Consider the following 22,252-nt stretch of genomic DNA (forward strand, 5'->3'; position numbering starts at 1 on the left):
CATGAGCATCGAAAAGTCCTGCAACGCAGACGAATTGCGTACCCTGTTTCTGTTCGAGCATCTCAACGACGCGCAGCTGGCGACGTTGTGCGCGGACGGGGAGATCGAGCACTACGAGCCCGGACCGCTTTGCGTCGAAGGCGAACCCGCGACGTGCTTCTACGTGCTGATCGAAGGCGAGCTGGCGATGTCCAAGCTTTCCGGCGGCTCGGACATCGAGACCAACCGGACCTCGCATCGTGGCGTGTATTGCGGTGCGTGGCAAGCGTTTACCGGCGAGAAGCAGCAGCTCTACACGACGTCGGTGAACGTGACCAAGCCGTCGCGGTTCTTCGTCATGGACGCCCCGGCATTCGCCGCGTTCATGAAGGATCAGTTCCCGATGGCGGTTCACCTGCTCGACGGTATCGCGGTCGGCACCGAGCGAACCCGTCGCCTGATCGACAATCGCGAGAAGCTGCTGGCGCTGGGCCAGTTGTCGGCCGGCCTGACCCATCAGCTGAACAACCCGGCGGCGGCGATCTCGCGGGCCGCACAGGAGTTGCGCGGCCGGATCTCCAACATGCGCTCCAAACTGGCGATGCTGGCCGACGGCACTATCAGCCCGAAAAGCCTGAATGCCTTGGTGTGGCTGCAAGATGCCGTCGCCGAGCAGGTCGCCAAGTCGGCTTCCCAGCATCTGAGCGCGATCGAGACGTCGGACCGCGAAGACGCCGTCGGCGACTGGCTGGACGGCCACGGCATCGACGGGGGCTGGGAGATCGCGGCGACGTTCGTCGAGGGCGGCGTCGACACCGATTGGCTGGAGCGCATCGCCGCAACGGCCGACGAACTGGAAGAGGCGACGGCGCTGGGACAGGCGATCCGATGGATCAGCTACACCATCGAGAGCGAGCTACTGATGAACCAGCTCGTGGAAGCGAGTCAACGCATTTCTGCTCTGGTCGCCGACGCCAAGCAGTACTCGCAGTTGGATCGGGCACCCTTCCAGGTGGCCGACGTGCACGATCTGCTGAAGAGCACGCTGACGATGTTCGCGGACCGGCTGGGCAAGGACAGCACCTGCCATATCAAGGTGGCCAAGGAGTTCGATCACACCCTGCCGCAAATTCCTTGCTACCCAGGTGATCTCAACCAGGTATGGACGAACATCATCGACAACGCGATCGCCGCAATGGGCAGCGCGGGTGGCACATTGACGATCCGCACCTGCCGCGAGGCCAACGAGATGCTGCGCGTCGAGATCTGTGACACCGGTCCGGGTATCCCCGAGTACGTTCTTGAGCGCATCTTCGAACCGTTCTTCACCACCAAACCGGTGGGCGAAGGAACCGGTCTGGGTCTGGACCTGGCATGGAAGATCATCGTCAACAAGCACCATGGCGATCTTCGCGTGGAGTCCGCACCCGGAAACACACAGTTCATCGTGCTGCTGCCGCTGGAGATGCCGCCCGTCGTGGATGTGACACTGCCGGAAGACGGCGACTGAGCACCGAAAGTTGCGCTGCCGTTACCCCCGCACCTTCATTCCCCGCGCGGACGGCGAGCTCGGGTCTTGAAAGCCCGCAGCGCCAAGGTGTTCGGTGACGGTGGCGCCGAACGCGGCCGCCAGGGCCGTGCTGCGGTAAACCCGGAATAGCTGCGCCCCGGCGGTAGGTTGGAGCAACCATGACCGATTCAGCTGCAAGCAAGCCCAATCTCGACCGGTTCGGATCGTTCGGACGCGGCGTCACGCCTGCCCAAGCCAGAGACATCGAAGCCCTGGGTTACGGGTCCGTCTGGGTCGGCGGTTCGCCGCCCGCCGAGCTGGCGTGGGTGGAACCCATCCTCGAAGCGACCACGACGCTGCAGGTGGCCACCGGCATCGTCAACATCTGGTCGGACGCGGCCCAGCCGGTCGCAGAGTCGTTCCATCGCGTCGATCGGGCCTACCCGGGGCGCTTTCTGCTCGGTATCGGCGTCGGCCATCCCGAGGCGATTGCCGAATACCGTAAGCCGTATGACGCCCTGGTGGAATACCTCGATCAGCTCGACGAATATGGCGTACCCGCCAACCGCCGGGTGGTCGCGGCACTCGGCCCGCAGGTGCTGAAGCTGTCCGCGCGGCGCAGCGCAGGCGCCCACCCGTACCTGACCACCCCCGAGCACACCGCACAGGCACGCGAGCTGATGGGCCCGTCGGCATTTCTGGCGCCGGAGCACAAGGTGGTGCTGACCACTGATGCGGAGCAGGCGCGAGCCGTCGCCCGCAAGACGCTCCCGGTCTACTTCAACCTTGCCAACTACCGCAATAACTGGAAGCGGCTGGGGTTCTCGGCGGAAGAGGTAACCTTCCCGGGCAGTGACCGCCTACTCGATGCGCTGGTGGCGTATGGCACGCCGGAGGCGATCGCGGCGCGGCTGAACGAGCACCTGGACGCCGGCGCCGACCACGTGCCTGTGCAGGTTTTGACCAAAGATGAAAACCTGGTGTCTGCGTTGGCCGAACTCGCGGGCCCGCTTGGACTGACGCCGGCCTGACGAACCAGAAGGGATGTAGATGACCGAGGGCGTTTCGCTCATACCCGACCTGGGTCGATACGGGGTCTGGCTTCCCGGTCGATCGATCAGCGGAGGCGTGGCTCAGCAGATCGAAGCGCTGGGCTACGGCGCTGTCTGGGTCGGCGGCTCCCCCGACGCCGACCTCAGCTGGGTGGAACCGGCGCTGGCGGAGACAACCACGTTGCACTTGGCAACCGGGATCATCAATACCTGGTCGTCGCCCGCGGCCCAGGTGGCCGAATCGTTCCATCGCATCGAAAAGGCATACCCGGGAAGGTTTTTGCTGGGCGTCGGGGTGGGGCATCCCGAACACACCGACGTCTACAAGAAGCCCTACGACGCTCTGGTCTCCTATCTCGACGAACTCGACAGCGCGTCAGTGCCGACCAGTCGACGGGTGCTCGCGGCGCTGGGGCCCAAGGTGCTGGCTCTCTCCGCGGAGCGCAGCGCCGGCGCCCACCCGTACCTGACCACGCCGGAGCACACCGCGCACGCTCGCGAGCTGATCGGCAACTCGGTGTTCCTGGCACCCGAGCACAAGGTCGTCCTGACCGAAAACGCCAACGAAGCTCGCGAAATCGGTCGACGCACGGTCGAGTTCTACCTCGACCTGAGTAACTACGTGAACAACTGGCGCCGGCTCGGCTTCACCGATTCCGATGTGCACAAACCCGGCAGCGACAAGCTGATTGACGCCGTCGTCGCCCACGGGACCGCCGAGCAGATCGCGGCGCGCCTCAATGAGCACCTGGAGGCCGGTGCCGACCACGTGGCGATCCAGGTGCTCGGAGGACCCGACGGCAAGCTGTTGAGTGTGCTGCAGGAGCTGGCCGGACCGCTGGGGTTGACGCCCCCGAGCTGACCGCCGGGCTAGGGTTTGCACATGCGGCTGCTGGTTACCGGTGGCGCTGGTTTCATCGGCGCCAATTTCGTGCACGCCACCGTGCGTGACCACCCGGGCGACGCGGTGACGGTCCTGGACGCCATGACCTATGCGGGCAGCCGCGAATCCCTGGCTCCGGTCGACGGTCGGATCACGCTGGTCCAGGGCGACATCACCGACGCGGACCTGGTGTCTCAGTTGGTCGCCGGCTCGGATGCGGTGGTGCACTTCGCGGCCGAGACTCATGTCGACAATGCCTTGGCCGACCCGGCGCCGTTCTTACAGGCCAACGTCATCGGCACGTTCACCATTCTGGAGGCGGTGCGCCGGCATGGGGTGCGGCTGCATCACGTCTCCACCGACGAGGTCTACGGCGACCTGGAACTCGACGACACGCAGCGGTTCACCGCCGCCACGCCCTACAACCCGTCGAGCCCGTACTCGTCGACAAAGGCCGCCTCCGACATGCTGGTGCGGGCCTGGGTGCGGTCCTTTCGTGTGCACGCGACGATCTCCAACTGCTCCAACAACTATGGGCCGTACCAACATGTGGAAAAGTTCATCCCGCGCCAGATCACCAACGTGCTGACCGGACGACGCCCGAAGCTCTACGGCGCCGGGGCCAACGTCAGGGACTGGATCCACGTAGAGGATCACAACGTCGCGGTCCGGCGCATCCTCGACGACGGCCGTGCCGGCCACACCTATCTGATCGGCGCAGACGGCGAACGCGACAACCTCTCGGTGCTGCGTACCCTGTTGGAACTGATGGACCGCGATCCCAACGACTTCGATCACGTGGTCGACCGCGCCGGCCACGACCTCCGCTATGCTATCGACCCGTCTGCGTTGCGCAACGAATTAGGTTGGGCGCCAAAGTATACCGACTTCACCGAGGGCTTGCGCGCCACCATCGACTGGTATCGCGGCAACGAATCGTGGTGGCAGCCACTCAAAGATGCCGTTGAGGCTCGTTACGAACAGCGGGGTCAGTGACATCGACGTCCGTGAACTCGATATTGCCGGCGCGTGGGAGATCACGCCGAAGGTGCATGCCGATTCGCGTGGACTGTTCTTCGAGTGGCTCACCGACTGGGGCTTCACCGACATCGCCGGCCATCGGCTGGATGTCCGGCAAGCCAATTGTTCGGTCTCGGCGGCCGGCGTGCTGCGCGGTCTGCATTTCGCTCAGTTGCCACCGAGCCAGGCCAAATACGTGACGTGCCTGTCCGGCTCGGTGTTCGACGTCGTGGTCGACATCCGAGTGGGCTCGCCGACGTTCGGCCGCTGGGATGCCGTGGTGCTTGATCACCGCAGCCACAGGTCGGTGTACATTTCCGAGGGGCTGGCGCACGGTTTCCTTGCACTGCAGGATCATTCGACGGTGATGTACCTATGCTCCACGGCGTACCGCCCGGACCGCGAGCACACCATCTCCCCCACCGATCCCGCGTTGGGCATCGACTGGCCGAGCGGCCACGACCTGGTGATCTCCGACCGCGACGCGGCCGCGCCGACCCTGGACGAGGTGCACGCCGCAGGTCTGCTCCCGACTTGGGAAGAGGCTCAGGCGTTTATCGCGGGCCTCAAAGGCGATTGAACCCCGGCTGTTCGGGGTACCTCCACCCGGGGTTTCAGACGGAAGACCCCCTTCAGCGTTGAGGAGATCAATATGCTTCATCAACTTTTGCTGGCCAGCTATAGCCAGCCGGAAGCCGCGGGATTCATTCTGCGCAGCATCCACTTAATCTTTCTGACGATCGGCGGCGTGATCGCGGCAATCATCTCCGCGGTCATCGCAGGGACCAAGGGCCGCAACCCAATAGGTTGGGGCATCCTCGGGTTCTTCTTCAGCATCCTCACGCTGATCGTAGTGATTGTGATCCCGTCCAAGAAGTAGACATGGATCCTCAAGCCCAATCCTAAAACGGCGGGGGTTCATCGTCCCCCGAAGACGACAGATGTGTGGCGGCCTCGTATGTCCGTTGCCTGCCCAGGCGGTTGCGCCGGCGTTCGGCGGCAATGTATTTGGCCCGGTTCTGAGCGCGGGTACGCCGGCGTCTGGGCATCTTCACGGCCCGGTTCGCGCATTGCGAGCGCTCGGAGATCCGCACCGGCGCAACCCTCATCGGCGTCGGAGCGCAAAGACTGGGGAACAACAGGGCGCTGCCGGGGATAGTGATGTAGGTCTGCCCCGCCGGTGAGGTCCAGATCAGCGTTCCGTCAGGGAGCTGCTGGTCACGCCAGCCCCAGAAGGTTTTCATCAAATGATGAAGGCGGCACAGGGCTTTGAGGTTCGACGCGTGGGTGGGGCCACCGTCGCCGTGTGGCGTCGTGTGGTCGAGATCGCAACCCACGGCCGGTTCGTCGCAACCCGGGAACCGACAAGTCAGATCACGACAGCGAACGAAGTCAGCCAGCTTCTGGGACGGCATGTAACTGCATTCCGGGGGCGCGTCGGCGGGATGAACCAAGGGTCGCAGCTTGGCCGATTTCGCGAGCTCGGCGATCAGTTCGGCGGGCAGGAGCGCGTCGCTGCCGATCATCGAACCCAAAGTGGATGCGCTGCCGTCAAGGGTGGCCGCATTGGCGATCACGTGGATCACTACCGGGCCCGGCGCAGGTCTGGCCCCAGCCGGACAGTGGTTTTGCCCGCAGCGACATTGGAGTCGATCGGCGCCCATGGCCAGCGCACCCATTGCGTCCGCGCGGCGCTGATTGCGAGTGCGCGGATCATCGGCACATACGGTCGCCGCGAGGGCGTCTAAGCGGGCGTCAACCGCGTGGGCATCGGTCGTGAGCAGGCGTCCGAAGATCTCGGTGAGACCGTCGGCGTCACCCCAGATCGACAGCTCCCGATCGCCGCGGCGCTCGCGGCGGCGGCGCACCGCATCGCGATCGGCGCGCGCGACCACTTGGTCGACGTATCCACCGATGCGGCCCTGCGTGACCCCACGCCAGCGGGTGACTTTGACCGCCAGCGACGCATCGACACCGCCCAGCACGTCGGGATCGGCGATCAGATCGGTGCGGTAGACGATCGTCTGGAACGTGCGGTAGTCGATGTCGCCGGCCATCAACACCTCGCCTACCCGCGGCAGCCGTAGCCGCATCGCCCGGGAGTACTCCAGATAGCTGGTCGCCAATCCCTGGGTTATTCCAAGTGCCGCAGCCACTTCCACGGTGATCGCCTCTTGGGTGTCGGTACACCAGGTTTCGCGCTCGCCGAAGTGCCGCAACCACAACACGTCAAGCTCACCGATCACCGCCAACCGCTCACCCGCGGCTCGGTTCTCCGCCCGCGCCGCGGCACGCAACCGCTCCAAAACGACTGAAGAATCGAACATACATTCGATGGTACTCGGCCCGCCGACAAGAATCCCCTGTCATCTCCCAAGACATCGGTGACAGTTCTGCATCAGGACTTCGGTGACAGTTCGGGTGGTCTTGGTGGTGACACTTCTGCCCCAGGGTTTGGGCGGTGGCTGTCAATGAACCTATCGATCCTCGTGTGCGCCTCGCGATCTCGCAGTGGCCTGATGACGTACCCCGCGGGGCGGTCTCGACGTTCTGCGCCGAGCACGGCATTTCCCGAAAATCGTTCTACGAGTTGCGCAAACGTGCCAAGTCCGACGGACCGTCTGCGGTGCTCGAACCCAGGACCCGCCGCCCGAAGTCGAGTCAGTCGACGGTCAGCGATGAGGTCAAGGCGCAGGCCGTGGCAGTGCGTGCAGCTCTGGAGGCTTCCGGCCTGGACCATGGGCCGATCAGCGTGCACGACAAGATGCGCTCTATGGGCTTGGAACAGGTCCCTTCCACGGCGTCGCTGGCACGTATCTTCCGCGCGGCCGGCGTGGCTCGTCGTGAGCCGAAAAAGAAGCCCCGATCGGCGTGGCGGCGGTTCGTCTATCCGGCGCCGAATGCGTGCTGGCAGCTCGACGGCACCGAGTACGTCCTGACCGGTGGGCGCACGTGCGTAATCTTGCAGCTCATCGACGACCACTCCCGCTACGCCGTTGCCTCCCACGTGGCCTGGGGTGAGACCGCCGAAGCCGCGATCGCCGTCTTTGACAAGGCGGTGGCCGCCCACGGGGTGCCCCAACGGCTCCTGAGCGACAACGGGGCTGCCCTAAACCCGTCCCGCCGGGGCTACATCGGTCAACTCGTCGAACACGCACGTGCACTCGGGGTCGAAGCGATCACCGGCAAGCCCTATAAGCCGACCACTCAGGGAAAGAACGAACGCTTCCACCAGACGCTGTTCCGTTATCTGGACAAGCAGCCACTGGCCGACACGCTGGCCGGACTCCAAGCTCAGGTTGACGCGTTCGACCACATCTACAACACCGAACGCCCCACCAGGGGCTCCCTGGGCGCGTCACACCGCTGACCGCATGGGAAGCTACGCCGAAAGCCGACGCGCCACGCCCCAAACACGTTCGGGCGCTGTTCGACCGGCCCTCACCACTCCCGCGGCCCGCGCCACGAGCGTTGGTGGACCTGCCCGACGGCGCCCGCGTAAGAAGGGTGACCACCGCAGGCACCATCGGGCTGGACTCGGTCACCTACATGGTCGACGTGCAACGCGCCTTCGAGCGGGTCCTGGTCGTCACCGACGGCGACAAGATCATCGTGACCGATACTCAAGGCGAGGTCCTTGCCGAGCACACTCGACCCACACCCGGCACCAAATACGTCGGCAACGGACGACCCCGCGGCCAACGTCCCAAACCCGGGAAACCGTCACCGAAGTCCTGACACACAAACTGTCACCGATGTCCTGATGCAGAACTGTCACCGATGTCCTGAGACATCACACCGACAAGAATCCCCTGCCGCCGCAAAATACGCAGATCGACCTATTCCGCCGCGAGTTACCAGCGGAGAGGCTTTCGATATGGCAGAGCCAGCGACGCGGACTATGTGGAACGGCCTCGCCACGGCGTTTCTCGTAGCGCTCCTCGGGATCTGCGCCGTGAACTGCTTCTACGTCGGCCTCGTCAGCGGGTTTGGCCTGCTCGGCTGGGGCTCGGTTCGCCTCTGGAAGGCTGGGCGCGACGGCCGAGTGCATCAGCCGCCCAGAGTCCGACCGTCAGCAGCTCGGCGGCGACACTGATCGCCGCGTGCGGCGACGGCTGCCATCCCGCTTCGGAGAAGCCGAGAAGCCCGACGGTGCGTGACGACGCGAAGGCCACAAGTGCACCACCAGCCAGCGCCGCCGCAGCCCACCGCAGCCACCACCGACCACCGATGAGGATGAGCAGCGCGAGAGCGAACGAGATGCCGGCCTGGATCAGGAACGCCGTGCCAATCATCGGAATGTGGTGGTAGCCGTGGACATAAAGGTATGCGTGGCTCACGCCGCTGACGGCGATCGCGGCTGCCAGCGCAATTCGCATCACATTCATTGCAATGTCTTCTCTTTCAGTGCGAGCACATTCTGGCCTCGGTTGTAGCTGACCTCACGGACGCCCAGCGCGTCGTGCAGTTTGCCGGCCGGCACGGTGACCGGTTTGGGCGCCGGGCCGTCCCCGGGATGAGGTAGCGGGTAGGCGGTGGTCGTTCCGCTGTGGAATGTCACATTGCCCTCGGTCTTGGAGAACACTTGGTGCACATGGCCGTTGAGGCATGTCACCGACGAGAAGCGACGCAGGTAGCTCAGCGCCTGGGCGGCGTCGTCGGTACCCCATCCCCAGTCCGGGTACATGGCGAACAGCGGAATGTGACTGAACACGATGATGGGCGTGTCGCTGGGCAGCGGCGCGACATCTTGAGCGACGAAGTCCAACTGCTCGACACCAAGGTGCCCAAGCTTTTTCAGGTTCAACGTGTTGACCAACGCGATCACGTGCACGCCGGCGATATCGAAGCTGTACCAGCCGTCGCCCCGCGTTCCGGCGCCGAACGCGCTGCGGTACTTCTGCCCCGCGTCGTCGATCGAGTCATGCTCACCCGGAACGGTGAACACATGTTGGGTACGCAATCCCGACATCATCTGCTTGACCTGATCGAATTGACCGGGCGTGGCCAGATGAGTGAGATCGCCGGTGTGGATCACGAAATCCGGTGTGTAGCCGAGGTTGTTGATCTGGTCGATCGCCGCAGTGAACGAGCCCGCTACGTTCGGGTTGGCTTTACCCAGAAAGCCGATGTGACTGTCACTGACTTGAGCGAATCTCAGAGTGGGCCGGCCCTGAATGCGCGCGGCGTCCGCGGTGCTGGCGATGTGGGAGACGACTTCTCCACCCACTACAGCCAGGCCGACGGCGGCGCCGAACCATGCACTGTGCCGGATCAGCTGACGCCGGTTCATCGAATGCGGCTGGTCCGTCATGGTGTCACCACCACGGTGGCGTGCATGAACGGGTGAATCGAGCAGACGTAGTCGAACGTGCCCGCTTTCGCGAACGTGAAGGAAAACGTTGCCTGCGAACCCATTCCGGGCGAGTGGAACGAACCGTCGTTAGCGACGACGGTGTGCGGTTCCTCATCTTTGTTGGTCCAGGTGACCGTGCTACCGACCGGGACGGTCAGCTTCGCCGGAGCAAAAGCGAAGTTGTCGATGTAGATTGCGTCGCCCGAAGCCCGAGCCGCCGGCCCCGTCGCCGGGGCGGCCGGCTCGGCGGGCATGCTCGGCATCGAGTGCGTGCCGCCCATTCCCGGCATTCCGGGCGTCGTCGCCGCCGGGCCGAACGTCACCGACGGCGCCTTGACCGACGGAGGTGACGAGCACCCCGCCACCATCAACACCAATACCAAAACGCGTGCGCCCCAGGGTCGTCCGCGCATAACCGTGCACCTCCATCGTCGGCGGGAAAGTATGCCTCGCCAAGAGATAGGGCTGCGGGTTACACGTCGTCAAGCCGACTGGTTCGGCGAAGCCGGGACGAACACTTCGATGACGCCCCCCTGCTCGCGAATCATCAACGTGGGCAATGGCTTCGGGGTTATCGGAAGTTGATGGGTCAGCACCTGGCCTGCGGGCGCGAACGACGTCGAATGGCACGGGCAGCGCAGCCGGTCGTCGGGCGCGTCGAACCACAGTCGGCAGCCTTGATGGGTGCACACCCCCGACACGGCTCCGGTTTGCCGTCGACGCGGCGCACGAACCCGATGACGGACCCGACATCGAACGGCTTCATGCCGCCGTCGGTCACGTCCGCACTGGCTGCGACGCGCATCCAGCGCCCGCTATTAGGGGAGAGCTCTTGGGGTTTGTTGCCGCTGTCCGCGACCTGACCGCTGTCGATCAACGCCCGATCGATGGACACCGCCGCCACCGCGGCCGCCGCAGCCGCCGACGTGCCGACGATGACGGTGCGACGCGTCGCACTCAACGTCACCGCAGGCGGTGTGGCGCCGTCCTGTTGGCCCGCGAGCCGACGGTGCAGACCGGTCAGAAACTCCTCACCTGGAGCGTCGCTGCCCTCCCGCGCGGCCTGCAGATCAATGGCCGTCCGTATTTGCGCGGCCTCGAAGTCATCGGGCCGGAACGGCTTTGGGCGCCGGCCACGCAGCAGGTCATCGATGTACCTGCGCAACGCACGCGTGTTCATGATCCGCCCTCTTCGTTGACCTGCGCGGCCAGCCGCAGCGCCCGATGCTGAAGCACCTTGGCATTGGCGACACTAACCCCTAGTTCGGCTGCCGACTCCTTGATCGAACGCCCCTGCAGGAAACGGAGTTCCAGGATCCATCGATAGTTGTCCGGCAACTGCCCGAGCACGCCGGCCACCCGCTCGGGCGCGGTGCTGATCGCCTGCTCGCTCTCGGGCGGCTGCTCGATGTCGTCAATCGACGTGATCTTGCGCCCCAGGGTCTCGCGCCAGTGCGCAGCCAGCACGGTGCGCGCGGTGGCCCGCAGATAGCCGCGGACCTCACCGACACTGGCGGTCAACCGCATTGGTCGCAGCGCCGCGAGGAAGACCTCAGCGGTGAGATCCTCGGCATCGGCCCGGTTGCCGACCCGCGCGTAGATGGTGCGGTACACCCAGGTGGCGTTGTCTTGATAAACCGCCTCCCAGTTCGAGTAACCGTCACCGGGCACCAACCGCAAGGGCCGCGGGGCGGCGGAGTCGCCGTGTGCCGTCACATCCTGCCTGCCTGTTGAGAGCCTGGCTCCGCTGATGATTTTGCCTGCCAGTGGTCCATAGCGTCTCGGGTTACACGACAGCGGCGAATTAGGGCTTTCTGCGGCGAAACAGGAAGGTCAGGCTGCGCCGCCGATTCTCGAATCCCGGCGCGAAGGTGAACTCGTCGGTCTTGTGAAACAGGTGGCCTTCGAACAGGACGGCCCGGTTCGCGCGATGCGGGATGACTTGTGACTCGGCGTTGCGCTCGTCGAGGTAATTCCGCACTCGCTCGCCGCCAGAGTTGTACTCGTCGAAGCTCCAGTCGCTTGGTGCGGCCGCGTCCCAAATCACCAGGCCGCCTGACTCCGGATCGAGGTTCGCCGAGTCCGGAGTGATCCAGAGATTCAACGAGAAGTCGGCATCATCACCGTGAATGTCGGTTCCGGGCAGGTTGGCGTTGTAGACGAATCCCCACCATGCCGCGAACTGGTAGCCGTCGAATGCGTCGCCGAGCGCCGCGATGGTCTCCTCGGCGATGGCGAACAGCGACGTGCTGGCGAATCCGTCCTGGGCAAACCCGCCGACGTAGCCGAATTTGTACGGGTGGCGCCAGACGGTGGATTCCAGGCAGAACGTTCGCACCTGCTCCAGCGCCTCGGACGTCAGGAAGTCGTCGATCACATGAACCTTTTCACCGGCCAGGACGCCCTGCTGGATCGATCCGTAGTCGACGGCAGTGTTCACGTATCGGGGAAGCCGCTCCTCGGAGACGCGGACATACGGCGGGTCGGCCAGGAGCTGATTGCCCTTGCCGGGTACCGAAACCCACGGCGCTTCGCCGTCCGCCTCATCAATGACGTTCAACAGGCCGCGACGAAGAACATCGAGTTGCTCGGCCATGGCCCCGGCACTCTCGCCGTTTGCCGCCAGGATGTACTCGAGTTGCTCGATGTTGTGCAGCGCGAAGTGCGCCGGGATGGAGAACTGCGCGGGCGGCGCCTGCTGCTGTTCGCGGCAGAGAGCGGCCAGAGTGACGTACTCCGCCAAGGCAGAATCCAGTTGCCCAAGAGAAAGATTCGCTTTTCCCAGCAAGTCACGGGCCGGCGCCGACGACGGGTCTTTCTCCACCGCCGCAGTGGCATAGCGCAACGCGCTCTCGTTGCGCCCGATCTCCAGACACGAAGTCGCCAGCAGGTACAGCGCTTCGAGAGTGGGACTTTCCGCGACGACGCCCTCGAGGATCTCCGCCGCCGACTCGAAATTCCCGGCCTGCATCAGACGTTCGGCTTGGCTCACGGTGGTCGCAGCGTGCGGCACGTGTGGTCCCATCGAAAAGACTGTCGGCCGGACACCATCGCGGTGCCCGGCCGACAAGAGTCGTGATTTAGCCAGCGGCTGCGGCGTTCGCGGCTTCGGTAGCCGCGTAGGACCCAGCGCTGGTACCGAGCGTGTTGACGAACTGCTCGTGGATGGCGGCGGCTTGCGCGGCGACGGCCTGGTACAGCTGTGCGTGCGCGGCGAACTGGGCAGCGGTCAGAGCCGACACCTCGTCGGCCGCGGCGGGCACTACCCCGGTGGTCGGCGCGGCCGCGGCAGCGTTCTGGGCGCTGAACGACGAGCCGATGCCGCCGAGGGCCGTTGCCGCCGAGCTCAGTGCCTCGGGTTGGGTGGTCACGAATGACATGTGGATGTCTCCTCAGGTGCGAACTCCGCGGAAACGCGAAGTGGTAACCGTGGCTTGTGACGAAACTGTAGAACCAACTATGCCGGACGACGCTGCGATGGGTCGAGAACCGGTCGCAGTGACGACCGCCACAGGGCCGTTGCGAGCCGTCAGAAAACCCTCTGTGGCGTGCGGAAACGCCAGCTCGTCGGGATGCCGGGCCAGGCTCGTATTCGCGGTGGCGAGGAAAGAATCTCCCCGCACATAAACGCCGGCGATCTGCGGGTGGCCGAGTCCGGCATTTTGGATGTCCAGATTTTTAATCTTCGCTACCGGCCGTTCACCTCGACCGGGTGGCTCGGGGGCCACCGGTGAGCTGTGCATTCTTGCAGCTCACGGGCCTTTTCAGGCCTGCTTCGGGATTTCGCAACCAATCCTGACGCGCGTACGAAACAACGTCGCACGGGCGGCCGAGGGTCGTTTGCGCGAGCCGGGCTTCCGCGAACGTCGATAACCTTCCATCTGCGAAAAGATCCAGGTAGCTGCCAGCCAGTACGCACGGTATTGCCAGCTGTCGAGGGGGCGCTTCGTAAAGCCGATCACCGCGCGGCGCTGGGCAAGCGCCGCGTCTTGCCGACCACATACCCGGAGCGAGGGACACGGATGGTTTTCGATTTCGGAGCGCAACCGCCGGAGATCAACTCCGGCAAGATCTACACGGGCCCGGGTTCGGCGCCGCTGCTGGCGGCCGCGACCGCCTGGAATGCGTTGGCGAGCGAGCTGCAAAGCACCGCGGCCGGATACGCATCCACCATCACCGAGCTGGGCTCGAGCTGGACGGGACCGTCGTCGACGGCTGCGACCAGCGCGGCGGCGCCCTTCACATCATGGCTGTCCACCACCGCAGCTCAGGCCGAGCAGACCGCGGCTCAGGCGCAGGCCGCGGCGGCCGGCTACGAGGCCGCATTCGCTGCCAGCATCCCGCCGCCGGTGATCGCGTCGAACCGGGCGCTGCTGGCCGCGCTGGTCGCCACGAACTTCCTGGGTGTCAACACCCCGGCGATCGCCGCGACCGAGGCGACCTACGCCGAGTTCTGGGCCCAGGACGCCGGCGCGATGTACGCGTACGCGGGGGCCGCCACCACCGCGAGTCAGCTGACGCCGTTCGCCGACGCGCCGGCCACCACTACCGACAGCGGCCAGGCGACTCAGGCGGCGTCGACGGCGCAATCAGCCGCCGCATCTTCCGCCGACTCGACCAGCGACATCTTGGCGTTCCTGACTCAGCTGAACACCCAGCTGACGGCGCTGAACACCGACATCACCGGCTTCGGAACGCAGTTGACAGCTGCTGAGACCGCGTTCATCGGCTCACTGGGGATCACGGGGACGCTGCCGACATCCGTGACGGGCGGGTTGAGCAGCATCGGGGGGCTGTTCACTGCGTTGAACGGCAGCATCAGCACTTTCCTCGCCGGGCCGTTCACCCCGCTGGGGTTCACCTCCGGGTTCATCAGGAGCTTCTACCAGGCCGCGGTCAGTATCCCGAACCTCGGAGTCGGTATTCAGGGCATCGGGCCCCTGATCCACCCGACGCCGATCACCGGGGCGCTGTCCCCGTTGCTGCACAGCGGGCTCCTGAGCGGCTCCTACAGCGGTGCAGGCAGCGCCGAGACGCTGGCGTCGGTCGGCCGGGCCGGCTACATCGGTTCGCTGTCGGTTCCGCAGAACTGGGCGGCCGCGACGCCGGCCATCCGAACGGTCGCCGCCGAGATGGAAGCCTCCGCGGTCGACGCCGCTCCCGAGATGGGGCTGGCACAACCCGGCATGTTCGGCCAGACGGCGCTGTCGAGCCTGGCCGGTCGGGCGATCGGTGGTTCGGCTACTCGAGCCGCCGTCGGGCAGGGTTTCCGCGTGCCGGGCGCCGTCGCCGTCGACGAGATCGCCACCACCGCCACCATCATCGTCATCCCGCCGAGCGCGGAATAAGGAAGGCTGACAATGGTTTTTGATTTCGCAGCGCAGCCGCCGGAGCTCATCTCCGCGAAGATCTACTCGGGTCCGGGAGCGGAGTCCTTGACAGCTGCCGCGGCGGCGTGGGACGCCCTGGCCGGCGAGTTGCAGTCCACCGCAACCCAGTTCGAGTCGACGATCGCCGGCCTGGTCGGCGGCGACTGGACCGGTCCGTCAGCGGAGGCGGCCGCAGCGGCCGCCGCGCCCTTCGTGTCGTGGTTGGGGACGACGGCAGGACAGGCCGAGCAGACCGCCGGTCAGGCCAAGGCCGCCGCCAGCGCCTACGAGACCGCTTTGGCAGCCACCGTGCCACCGGCCGAGATCCTGGCCAACCGGACTCAGCTGTTGCAACTGGTGCCGGTCAACCTCTTCGGTCAGTACAACGCGGCGATCGCAGCGCTGGAGGCCGAGTACGCGCAGTTCTGGGCCCAGGACGTCGCGGCCATCACGGGGTACGCGGGTTCGTCGCAGGCGGCCACCACCGGATTGGGCTCCTTCACCGAGGCGCCACGAACCACCAACGACAACGGGACGGCAGCACAGGCGGCCTCGACCGCGCAGGCGGCCGCGGCGGACCCGCTGGATCCTACGGGCATCCTCGCCCAACTCGAGACCGACGTGAACTCGTTCTCGAAAGCCCTGACCAGCTTCAACAGCACCTACACGAACTTCTTCACCAATGGCCTCGGCCTTCTTCCGGGCGGCTCGAACCTGTCGTCGGCGTACCAAGGCGTGTTGAGTTTCGCGAACAGCGTGGGCAGTCAGGCGACCTACACCAACGTCGTCAACAGCACGACCAGCCTCGGCATCTCCCAGTTCAAGAACTTCTTCATCTACCAGCCCTGGAGCCACGGCATCGGCCTGGGATCGCTCGGCGCCGGGCTGTCTTCGCCGGGACATCTCGGCGGCCTGGGGGTCGGGGCCAGGGCGGCATCAGCGGCGCTCGGCAGCGCGCACACGGTGGGCAAGTTGTCGGTGCCGCCCAGCTGGGCCGGTGCCACCCCCGCGATCCGGCTTGCGGCTACGTCGTTGCCGGACGGAGCCTTTGCCGCGACAGCAGCGCCCACGCTCGGAGTTCCGCTGAGCGCGCTCAACCAGGCCAGCCTCGGCAGCCTGGCCGGTGGCGCGCTGGGCAGCCCGGCGTCGCGTGTGGTCACGTCGACCGGCGTGCGGGCCAAGGTGACTGCGCCCGCGCGGTCCAAGGGGCCGATCCCGCTCGACAAGGTCATCGCGAAGCTGCAGGAGTCGCCTGACGACGTCCAGCACTGGAACGTCGACGAGGCCGGACTCGACGACCTGGTCGCGAAGCTCTCGACCAAGCCCGGCATCCACGCCGTGCATCTGACCGACGGCAAGGCGACCGCGGCGGTCGCGAAGGCCGCCACCGAAACCGGATAAGGGGAATCGATGAAATCGCTGTTCGCTGTTCTAGGCGTATCACTGGGACTGATGCTTGCCGTGCCGGTGCACGCCGAACCTGGCGTGGACGAGGCGGCCAGCGACGAGGACAATCCCACTTTCCTCGCTGACTTGAACAAGGTGGGCATCGGCTTCTCCGACCCGGCGCAGGCTGTCAGCGCCGGGCAGGCGGTGTGCGGGGCACTCCACAACGGTATGGGTGGCCTGCACCTCATCCAGCACCTGCAGGAAAGCAACCCCTCCCTCACTGAGAGCGGCGCCGCTCAATTCGCGACCATCTCGGCGAAGGCGTACTGCCCGAAGCAGCTCGAAGAAGAAAAAGAGCCTGGCCACAAATACCTGAAAGGCAACGCCCCGGGCAAAGGCACCGGAGAAGGCGAGACGACCGTGCTCAAAGGCCCCGGCGGCGGCGGTGGTGGCGGCGACTAGGGCTCGGGCCTTGGTCGCCTCGACGAAGTAACCGCGCGGTGCGTTGGGGTACATCAGCCGGAACCGGCGGGTGTGCCCGACGTCTCGTCCAGCCGCTGCCCTCGACCAGCGCCGCCGGTGCCTCGCTGCTGAAAACCCATGGTGTACCCAGCTTTTCCAGGTATCCATCGTGGCCGCCGAGTACGGCGCCTCCAACAGCGCGGTTCCGACGACGTCGTAGAGCAGCACGGTTGCGAACCTCCGCGGCACGCGGCCAAGCTGGTGTCATGACGAATACATTGATCACAGGCGGCAACAAGGGCCTCGGGTACGAGACCGCGCGCCGACTCATCGACAGCGGCCATCAGGTCTACATCGGTGCGCGCGACCCGGAGCGCGGCCGGCGGGCCGCCACGGAACTCGGCGCACACTTCATCGATCTGGACGTGGCCGACGACGCATCAGTCGCCGCCGCCGCGGACGACGTCGCCCAGCAGGCTGGTCACCTCGACGTGCTGATCAACAACGCCGGCATCGTGGGCCCGCGCAAAGCGGTCGCGGATCTCACCGGACCGGACGCTCAGGAAGTCTTCAACACCAACGTCTTCAGCATCGTTCGGACGACCAACGCGTTCCTGCCTTTGCTGGAGAAGTCGCCAGCACCGGTGATCGTGAATGTGTCCAGCGGCCTAGGTTCTTTCGCGGTGGTGCACGACCCATCTCGCGTCGAGTACACCGTCCCGGGCGCGCTTTACCAGGCATCCAAGTCCGCGGTGACCATGTTGTCCGTGCAATACGCGCGGCAGCTTCCTAACTTCCGCGTCAACGTCGTCGACCCCGGCTACACCGCAACCGACCTCAACGCCAACAGCGGGCCGCAGACCGTGACCGAGGGCACCGACGCAATCGTGGCCATGGCGACCATCGGCGCGGACGGGCCGACCGGCACCTTTACCGACCGGAATGGTCGTGGTGGCTTGGTAGTCGCTTGCCAGCACCCCACGGCGGTTACTAGGATGTCCTAGTAAACCCACTTGCCTCTTATCCACCGTCCGAGGGACCCATGACTCAGAAGATTCCGCATTTCATCGACGGACGCCGCAGCAACCTCGCATCGACCCGGACCGCGGATGTGCTCAACCCGAGCACCGGCGAGGTGCAGGCGCAGGTACTGCTGGCGTCGGCTGCCGACGTCGACACCGCGGTGGCCTCCGCCAAGAAGGCGCACAAGGAGTGGGCGGCGTTCAACCCACAGCGCCGGGCCCGCGTGATGATGAAATTCGTCGAGCTGGTCAACGCCAACATGGACGAGTTGGCTGAACTGCTTTCCCTGGAACACGGCAAGACGGTCCCAGACTCCAAGGGCGACATACAGCGCGGCATCGAGGTCATCGAGTTCGCCATCGGTATCCCGCATCTGCTCAAGGGTGAGTTCACCGAGGGCGCCGGCACCGGTATCGACGTCTACTCGATCCGCCAGCCGCTCGGCGTGGTCGCGGGTATCACGCCGTTCAACTTCCCCGCGATGATCCCGCTGTGGAAAGCCGGCCCCGCGCTGGCGTGTGGAAATGCCTTCATTCTCAAGCCTTCTGAGCGCGACCCATCGGTGCCGGTGCGCCTGGCCGAGCTATTCCTCGAGGCCGGCCTGCCGCCGGGTGTGTTCCAGGTGGTCCACGGCGACAAGGAAGCCGTCGACGCCATCCTGCACCACCCCGACATCCAGGCTGTCGGCTTCGTCGGCAGCTCCGACATCGCGCAATACATCTACGAGACGGCGGCCGCCAACGGCAAACGGTCACAGTGCTTCGGCGGCGCGAAGAACCACATGGTTATCCTTCCCGACGCCGACCTGGACCAGGCGGTCGACGCGCTGATCGGCGCCGGCTACGGCAGCGCCGGGGAACGCTGCATGGCGATCAGCGTCGCCGTTCCCGTCGGCGAAGAGACGGCAAACCGGTTGCGCAACAGGCTCGTCGAGCGCATCAACCAACTGCGCGTCGGACACAGCCTCGACCCGAAAGCCGACTACGGCCCGCTGGTCACCGAGGCCGCGCTCAAGCGGGTGCGCGACTACATCGGCCAGGGCGTCGAGGCGGGCGCCGACCTGGTGGTCGACGGCCGCGAGCGCACCACCGACGAATTGACCTTCGATGACAACAGCCTGGAGAAGGGCTTCTTCATCGGCCCGACGCTGTTCGACAACGTCACCACCGACATGTCGATCTACACCGACGAGATCTTCGGTCCGGTGCTGTGCATCGTGCGGGCCAACGACTACGAAGAGGCACTGCGGTTGCCCACCGAACACGAATACGGCAACGGAGTGGCGATTTTCACCCGCGACGGCGACGCCGCCCGCGACTTCGTTTCCCGCGTGCAGGTAGGCATGGTCGGTGTCAACGTGCCGATCCCAGTGCCGGTGGCCTACCACACCTTTGGCGGGTGGAAGCGGTCCGGCTTCGGTGATCTCAACCAGCACGGCCCCGCGTCGATCCAGTTCTACACCAAGGTCAAGACCGTCACCGAACGCTGGCCGTCGGGCATCAAAGACGGAGCCGAATTCAGCATCCCGACAATGAGTTAGCGATGCCGTTCTTTGATCTGGACGACGACGAGCGGGTCATCACCGAGACGGCCGCCGCGTTCGCCGCCAAGAAATTGGCCCCGTACGCACTGGAATGGGATGCCGCACAGCACTTTCCGGTTGACGAACTGCGTGAGGCGGCCAGCCTGGGGATGGCAGCGATCTATTGTCGCGACGACGTGGGCGGCAGCGGGCTGCGCCGGCTGGACGGGGTGCGGATCTTCGAGCAGCTGGCCATGGCCGACCCGACGACGGCGGCATTCCTGTCGATCCACAACATGTGCGCCTGGATGGTCGACGCGTTCGGCACCGACGCGCAACGCAAGGACTGGGTGCCGCGGCTGGCCTCGATGGAGGCCATCGCCAGCTACTGCCTGACCGAACCCGGCGCCGGTTCGGACGCGGCCGCGCTGAGCACGAAGGCGGTCAAGCAGGGCTCCGAAAAAGGCGCAGACTACCTGCTCGACGGAGTCAAGCAGTTCATTTCGGGTGCCGGCACCTCCGACGTGTACGTGGTGATGGCGAGGACCGGCGGCAGCGACAAGCCGGGTCCGCGCGGGATCTCGGCGTTCATCGTCGAAAAGGGCGCGGAGGGGCTGAGTTTCGGCGCCCACGAAGAGAAGATGGGCTGGCACGCACAGCCGACCGCCCAGGTCATTCTCGACGGGGTGCGGGTGCCGGCCGACGCGATGCTGGGTGGCACCGACGGCGAGGGCGGCGGCTTCGGCGTCGCGATGAACGGCCTCAACGGTGGCCGGATCAACATCGCGGCGTGCTCGCTGGGCGGAGCGCAGGCCGCCTACTACAAAGCCGGGACCTATGTCGCGCATCGCGAGGCGTTCGGCGCTGCCCTGCTCGACGAGCCCACCATCCGGTTCACCCTGGCCGACATGGCCACGGCGCTGGAGACGTCGCGGCTGATGCTGTGGCGGGCGGCCGCGGCGCTGGACAGCGGTGACGACGACAAAGTGGAACTGTGCGCGATGGCCAAACGGTATGTCACCGACTCGTGTTTCGAGGTCGCGGACAAGGCCCTGCAACTGCACGGCGGCTACGGCTACCTTCGTGAGTACGGTCTGGAGAAGATCGTGCGCGATCTGAGGGTGCATCGCATTCTCGAGGGAACCAACGAAATCATGCGGGTGGTCATCGGCCGAGCCGAAGCCGCCCGGGTCCGCGCCAGCGCCTAGGAGGGCCAGAGCAGATGTCAACCGTGGCGTTTTTGGGGCTCGGCCACATGGGTGGTCCGATGTCGACGAACCTGGTTGCCGCCGGCCACACCGTGCGGGGTTTCGACCCGGTGCCCGCGGCGGTCGAAGCCGCGATCGGCAACGGTGTCGCGGTGTTCGACAGCGGCCCCGAAGCCGTGACCGGAGCGGACGTCGTCATCACGATGCTGCCGCACGGCGATGCGGTGAAACGTTCCTATGCAGAGCTCCTGCCCGCCGCCGACGGCGACACGGTATTCATCGACAGCTCAACCATTTCCGTCGACGACGCCCGCGAGGTGCACGCGTTGGCGACTTCGCACGGCGTGGCCCAGCTCGACGCACCGGTCTCCGGTGGGGTCAAGGGTGCGGCCGCGGGGACGCTGGCCTTCATGGTCGGCGGCGAGAGCGCTGCCCTGGAGCGCACCCGCCCGGTACTGGAACCGATGGCGGGCAAGATCATTCACTGCGGCGATGCCGGCGCCGGACAGGCCGCCAAGGTCTGCAACAACATGGTGCTCGCCGTACACCAGATCGCGATCGGCGAAGCGTTCGTGCTCGCCGAAAAGCTCGGGCTCTCAGCGCAAGCGCTGTTCGACGTGATCACCGGCGCGACCGGAAACTGTTGGGCCGTGCATACCAACTGCCCGGTGCCCGGCCCGGTCCCCACGTCACCGGCCAACAACGACTTCAAGCCCGGTTTCGCGACCGCGCTGATGAACAAGGACCTCGGCCTCGCGATGGACGCGGTCACCTCGACCGGTGCGACCGCGCCGCTGGGCAGCCACGCCGCCGACCTCTACGCCAAATTCGCAACTACCAACGCCGACAAGGACTTCAGCGCGATCATCGAAACGCTGCGCGGCTAGGAGTCTGCTGAATCCACCAGCGGCGGTGCGCCTGCTGGCAACTGGCCGCCGACAACTCGTCGACGACCACAGCCGGCAACCCAGCGGCGGCCGACGCATCCGCGCCAACGGGACCGGTGACGGCCAAAGCACCGCGTGCCGTTATTCCCATCTCCCACAACGCCAGCCGGTACAACTCGCCGGTGCGGACCAGCCCGGTGTCGGGTTGGGGTAAATCATCGACGGTCACGATGGTCTCGACCAGCCCGTCACCGAGAAGTTGGCGCACCATCGTCTCCACCTGCATCCGCGGCCCGGCACTCACCACGCTCACCCAGATACCGGCGACGAACAGACTCATCACCGAGTCGATCAGGTCGGTTCGGGCCGTCGCATCGCTCTCGCGTTCGACGTGAGCCAGCACGGAATCGGCATTGAAGATCACCGCACGCAATTCGTCGGTCGGCAATTCCCGGTCCCACCAGAACGTCCGGGCCGGACGAGTCTGCACCTTGGCTCGCACGCCAGACAGGGTGCCCCGAATCGGGCCGGCCTAGCCTCCCCCATTAGGGGGATTCCGGGGATCAACCGCTTGTCTCCTCCTAGGGTGTTT

21 protein-coding genes and 3 pseudogenes are annotated in these 22,252 nt (G+C 65.7%); 15 read left to right on the forward strand and 9 right to left on the reverse strand.

Annotation, left to right across the window (positions count from 1 at the left end):
* The first annotated feature begins 1 nt into the window (after window position 1).
* The 6 genes from ACQY5A_RS20825 to ACQY5A_RS20850 all read left to right on the forward strand — a co-directional run bounded on the left by ACQY5A_RS20825 (window position 2) and on the right by ACQY5A_RS20850 (window position 5,324).
* Window positions 2–1,489, forward strand: a complete 1,488-nt coding sequence (locus tag ACQY5A_RS20825) for an ATP-binding protein (protein ID WP_428342200.1) — start codon at window positions 2–4, stop codon at window positions 1,487–1,489.
* 179 nt (window positions 1,490–1,668) lie between these two features.
* Window positions 1,669–2,520: an LLM class F420-dependent oxidoreductase gene (locus ACQY5A_RS20830; RefSeq protein ID WP_428342201.1), complete on the forward strand. Its 852-nt coding sequence runs from the start codon at window positions 1,669–1,671 to the stop codon at window positions 2,518–2,520.
* A gap of 19 nt (window positions 2,521–2,539) precedes the next feature.
* Window positions 2,540–3,403, forward strand: a complete 864-nt coding sequence (locus ACQY5A_RS20835) for an LLM class F420-dependent oxidoreductase (RefSeq protein WP_428342202.1) — start codon at window positions 2,540–2,542, stop codon at window positions 3,401–3,403.
* 21 nt (window positions 3,404–3,424) lie between these two features.
* The gene (gene rfbB, locus ACQY5A_RS20840) at window positions 3,425–4,420 is read left to right on the forward strand and encodes a dTDP-glucose 4,6-dehydratase (protein ID WP_428342203.1); all 996 of its coding nucleotides are present in this window, start codon (window positions 3,425–3,427) and stop codon (window positions 4,418–4,420) included.
* Between the two features lies 1 nt (window position 4,421).
* On the forward strand, window positions 4,422–5,024 hold the full coding sequence (rfbC, locus tag ACQY5A_RS20845) for a dTDP-4-dehydrorhamnose 3,5-epimerase (protein WP_428343268.1): 603 nt from the start codon (window positions 4,422–4,424) through the stop codon (window positions 5,022–5,024).
* A gap of 72 nt (window positions 5,025–5,096) precedes the next feature.
* The gene (locus ACQY5A_RS20850) at window positions 5,097–5,324 is read left to right on the forward strand and encodes a deoxyribodipyrimidine photolyase (protein ID WP_428342204.1); all 228 of its coding nucleotides are present in this window, start codon (window positions 5,097–5,099) and stop codon (window positions 5,322–5,324) included.
* Between the two features lie 22 nt (window positions 5,325–5,346).
* Here the strand turns inward: ACQY5A_RS20850 and ACQY5A_RS20855 are convergent, their stop codons facing one another.
* The gene (locus ACQY5A_RS20855; protein WP_428342205.1) at window positions 5,347–6,771 is read right to left on the reverse strand and encodes an HNH endonuclease signature motif containing protein; all 1,425 of its coding nucleotides are present in this window, start codon (window positions 6,769–6,771) and stop codon (window positions 5,347–5,349) included.
* Between the two features lie 134 nt (window positions 6,772–6,905).
* Here ACQY5A_RS20855 and ACQY5A_RS20860 point away from each other — a divergent pair.
* A pseudogene (locus tag ACQY5A_RS20860) lies at window positions 6,906–8,182 on the forward strand (DDE-type integrase/transposase/recombinase).
* 242 nt (window positions 8,183–8,424) lie between these two features.
* On the opposite strand, the gene ACQY5A_RS20865 reads toward ACQY5A_RS20860, so the two are convergent.
* The 7 genes and pseudogenes from ACQY5A_RS20865 to ACQY5A_RS20895 all read right to left on the reverse strand — a co-directional run bounded on the left by ACQY5A_RS20865 (window position 8,425) and on the right by ACQY5A_RS20895 (window position 13,180).
* On the reverse strand, window positions 8,425–8,832 hold the full coding sequence (locus ACQY5A_RS20865; protein WP_428342206.1) for a hypothetical protein: 408 nt from the start codon (window positions 8,830–8,832) through the stop codon (window positions 8,425–8,427).
* On the reverse strand, window positions 8,829–9,758 hold the full coding sequence (locus ACQY5A_RS20870) for a metallophosphoesterase family protein (protein ID WP_428342207.1): 930 nt from the start codon (window positions 9,756–9,758) through the stop codon (window positions 8,829–8,831). The genes ACQY5A_RS20865 and ACQY5A_RS20870 overlap by 4 nt, the downstream gene beginning before the upstream one ends.
* Window positions 9,755–10,213 (reverse strand): cupredoxin domain-containing protein, encoded by a 459-nt coding sequence (locus ACQY5A_RS20875; RefSeq protein ID WP_428342208.1) that lies wholly within the window; start codon window positions 10,211–10,213, stop codon window positions 9,755–9,757. Before ACQY5A_RS20875 ends, ACQY5A_RS20870 begins: the two co-directional genes overlap by 4 nt.
* 69 nt (window positions 10,214–10,282) lie before the next feature.
* Window positions 10,283–10,980 (reverse strand): annotated as a pseudogene (locus tag ACQY5A_RS20880) (Rieske (2Fe-2S) protein).
* A complete protein-coding gene (locus tag ACQY5A_RS20885; RefSeq protein ID WP_428342209.1) occupies window positions 10,977–11,516 on the reverse strand; it encodes an RNA polymerase sigma factor in 540 nt (179 codons plus the stop codon). The pseudogene ACQY5A_RS20880 and the gene ACQY5A_RS20885 overlap by 4 nt, the downstream one beginning before the upstream one ends.
* An 88-nt stretch (window positions 11,517–11,604) precedes the next feature.
* On the reverse strand, window positions 11,605–12,825 hold the full coding sequence (locus ACQY5A_RS20890; protein ID WP_428342210.1) for a tetratricopeptide repeat protein: 1,221 nt from the start codon (window positions 12,823–12,825) through the stop codon (window positions 11,605–11,607).
* Window positions 12,826–12,880: 55 nt separating this feature from the next.
* A complete protein-coding gene (locus tag ACQY5A_RS20895) occupies window positions 12,881–13,180 on the reverse strand; it encodes a PE family protein (RefSeq protein ID WP_428342211.1) in 300 nt (99 codons plus the stop codon).
* A 168-nt stretch (window positions 13,181–13,348) separates the two neighbouring features.
* Between ACQY5A_RS20895 and ACQY5A_RS20900 the strand changes: the two genes are divergently transcribed.
* The 8 genes and pseudogenes from ACQY5A_RS20900 (at window position 13,349) to mmsB (ending at window position 21,660) form a co-directional block, all read left to right on the forward strand.
* A complete protein-coding gene (locus tag ACQY5A_RS20900; protein WP_428342212.1) occupies window positions 13,349–13,534 on the forward strand; it encodes a hypothetical protein in 186 nt (61 codons plus the stop codon).
* Between the two features lie 288 nt (window positions 13,535–13,822).
* Complete coding sequence (locus tag ACQY5A_RS20905; protein ID WP_428342213.1) at window positions 13,823–15,148, forward strand: PPE family protein; 1,326 nt, start codon at window positions 13,823–13,825, stop codon at window positions 15,146–15,148.
* Window positions 15,149–15,160: 12 nt separating this feature from the next.
* A complete protein-coding gene (locus tag ACQY5A_RS20910) occupies window positions 15,161–16,570 on the forward strand; it encodes a PPE family protein (protein WP_428342214.1) in 1,410 nt (469 codons plus the stop codon).
* A 9-nt stretch (window positions 16,571–16,579) separates the two neighbouring features.
* A pseudogene (locus ACQY5A_RS20915) lies at window positions 16,580–16,903 on the forward strand (DUF732 domain-containing protein); the annotation flags it as partial.
* A 383-nt stretch (window positions 16,904–17,286) separates the two neighbouring features.
* Window positions 17,287–18,024, forward strand: a complete 738-nt coding sequence (locus ACQY5A_RS20920) for an SDR family NAD(P)-dependent oxidoreductase (RefSeq protein WP_428342215.1) — start codon at window positions 17,287–17,289, stop codon at window positions 18,022–18,024.
* 38 nt (window positions 18,025–18,062) lie between these two features.
* Window positions 18,063–19,583: a CoA-acylating methylmalonate-semialdehyde dehydrogenase gene (locus ACQY5A_RS20925; protein WP_428342216.1), complete on the forward strand. Its 1,521-nt coding sequence runs from the start codon at window positions 18,063–18,065 to the stop codon at window positions 19,581–19,583.
* 2 nt (window positions 19,584–19,585) lie between these two features.
* Window positions 19,586–20,773 carry an acyl-CoA dehydrogenase family protein gene (locus ACQY5A_RS20930; protein ID WP_428342217.1) on the forward strand — a complete coding sequence of 396 codons (1,188 nt, stop codon included), beginning with the start codon at window positions 19,586–19,588 and terminating at the stop codon, window positions 20,771–20,773.
* A gap of 14 nt (window positions 20,774–20,787) precedes the next feature.
* Window positions 20,788–21,660, forward strand: coding sequence for a 3-hydroxyisobutyrate dehydrogenase (gene mmsB, locus ACQY5A_RS20935; protein WP_428342218.1), 873 nt, complete (start codon window positions 20,788–20,790; stop codon window positions 21,658–21,660).
* Here the strand turns inward: mmsB and ACQY5A_RS20940 are convergent.
* Complete coding sequence (locus ACQY5A_RS20940; RefSeq protein WP_428342219.1) at window positions 21,638–22,162, reverse strand: HAD family hydrolase; 525 nt, start codon at window positions 22,160–22,162, stop codon at window positions 21,638–21,640. The genes mmsB and ACQY5A_RS20940 overlap by 23 nt on opposite strands.
* Between the last annotated feature and the right edge of the window lie 90 nt (window positions 22,163–22,252).

The sequence above is a fragment of the Mycobacterium sp. genome (genome assembly GCF_965277065.1).
In the GTDB taxonomy this organism is placed as follows: domain Bacteria; phylum Actinomycetota; class Actinomycetes; order Mycobacteriales; family Mycobacteriaceae; genus Mycobacterium.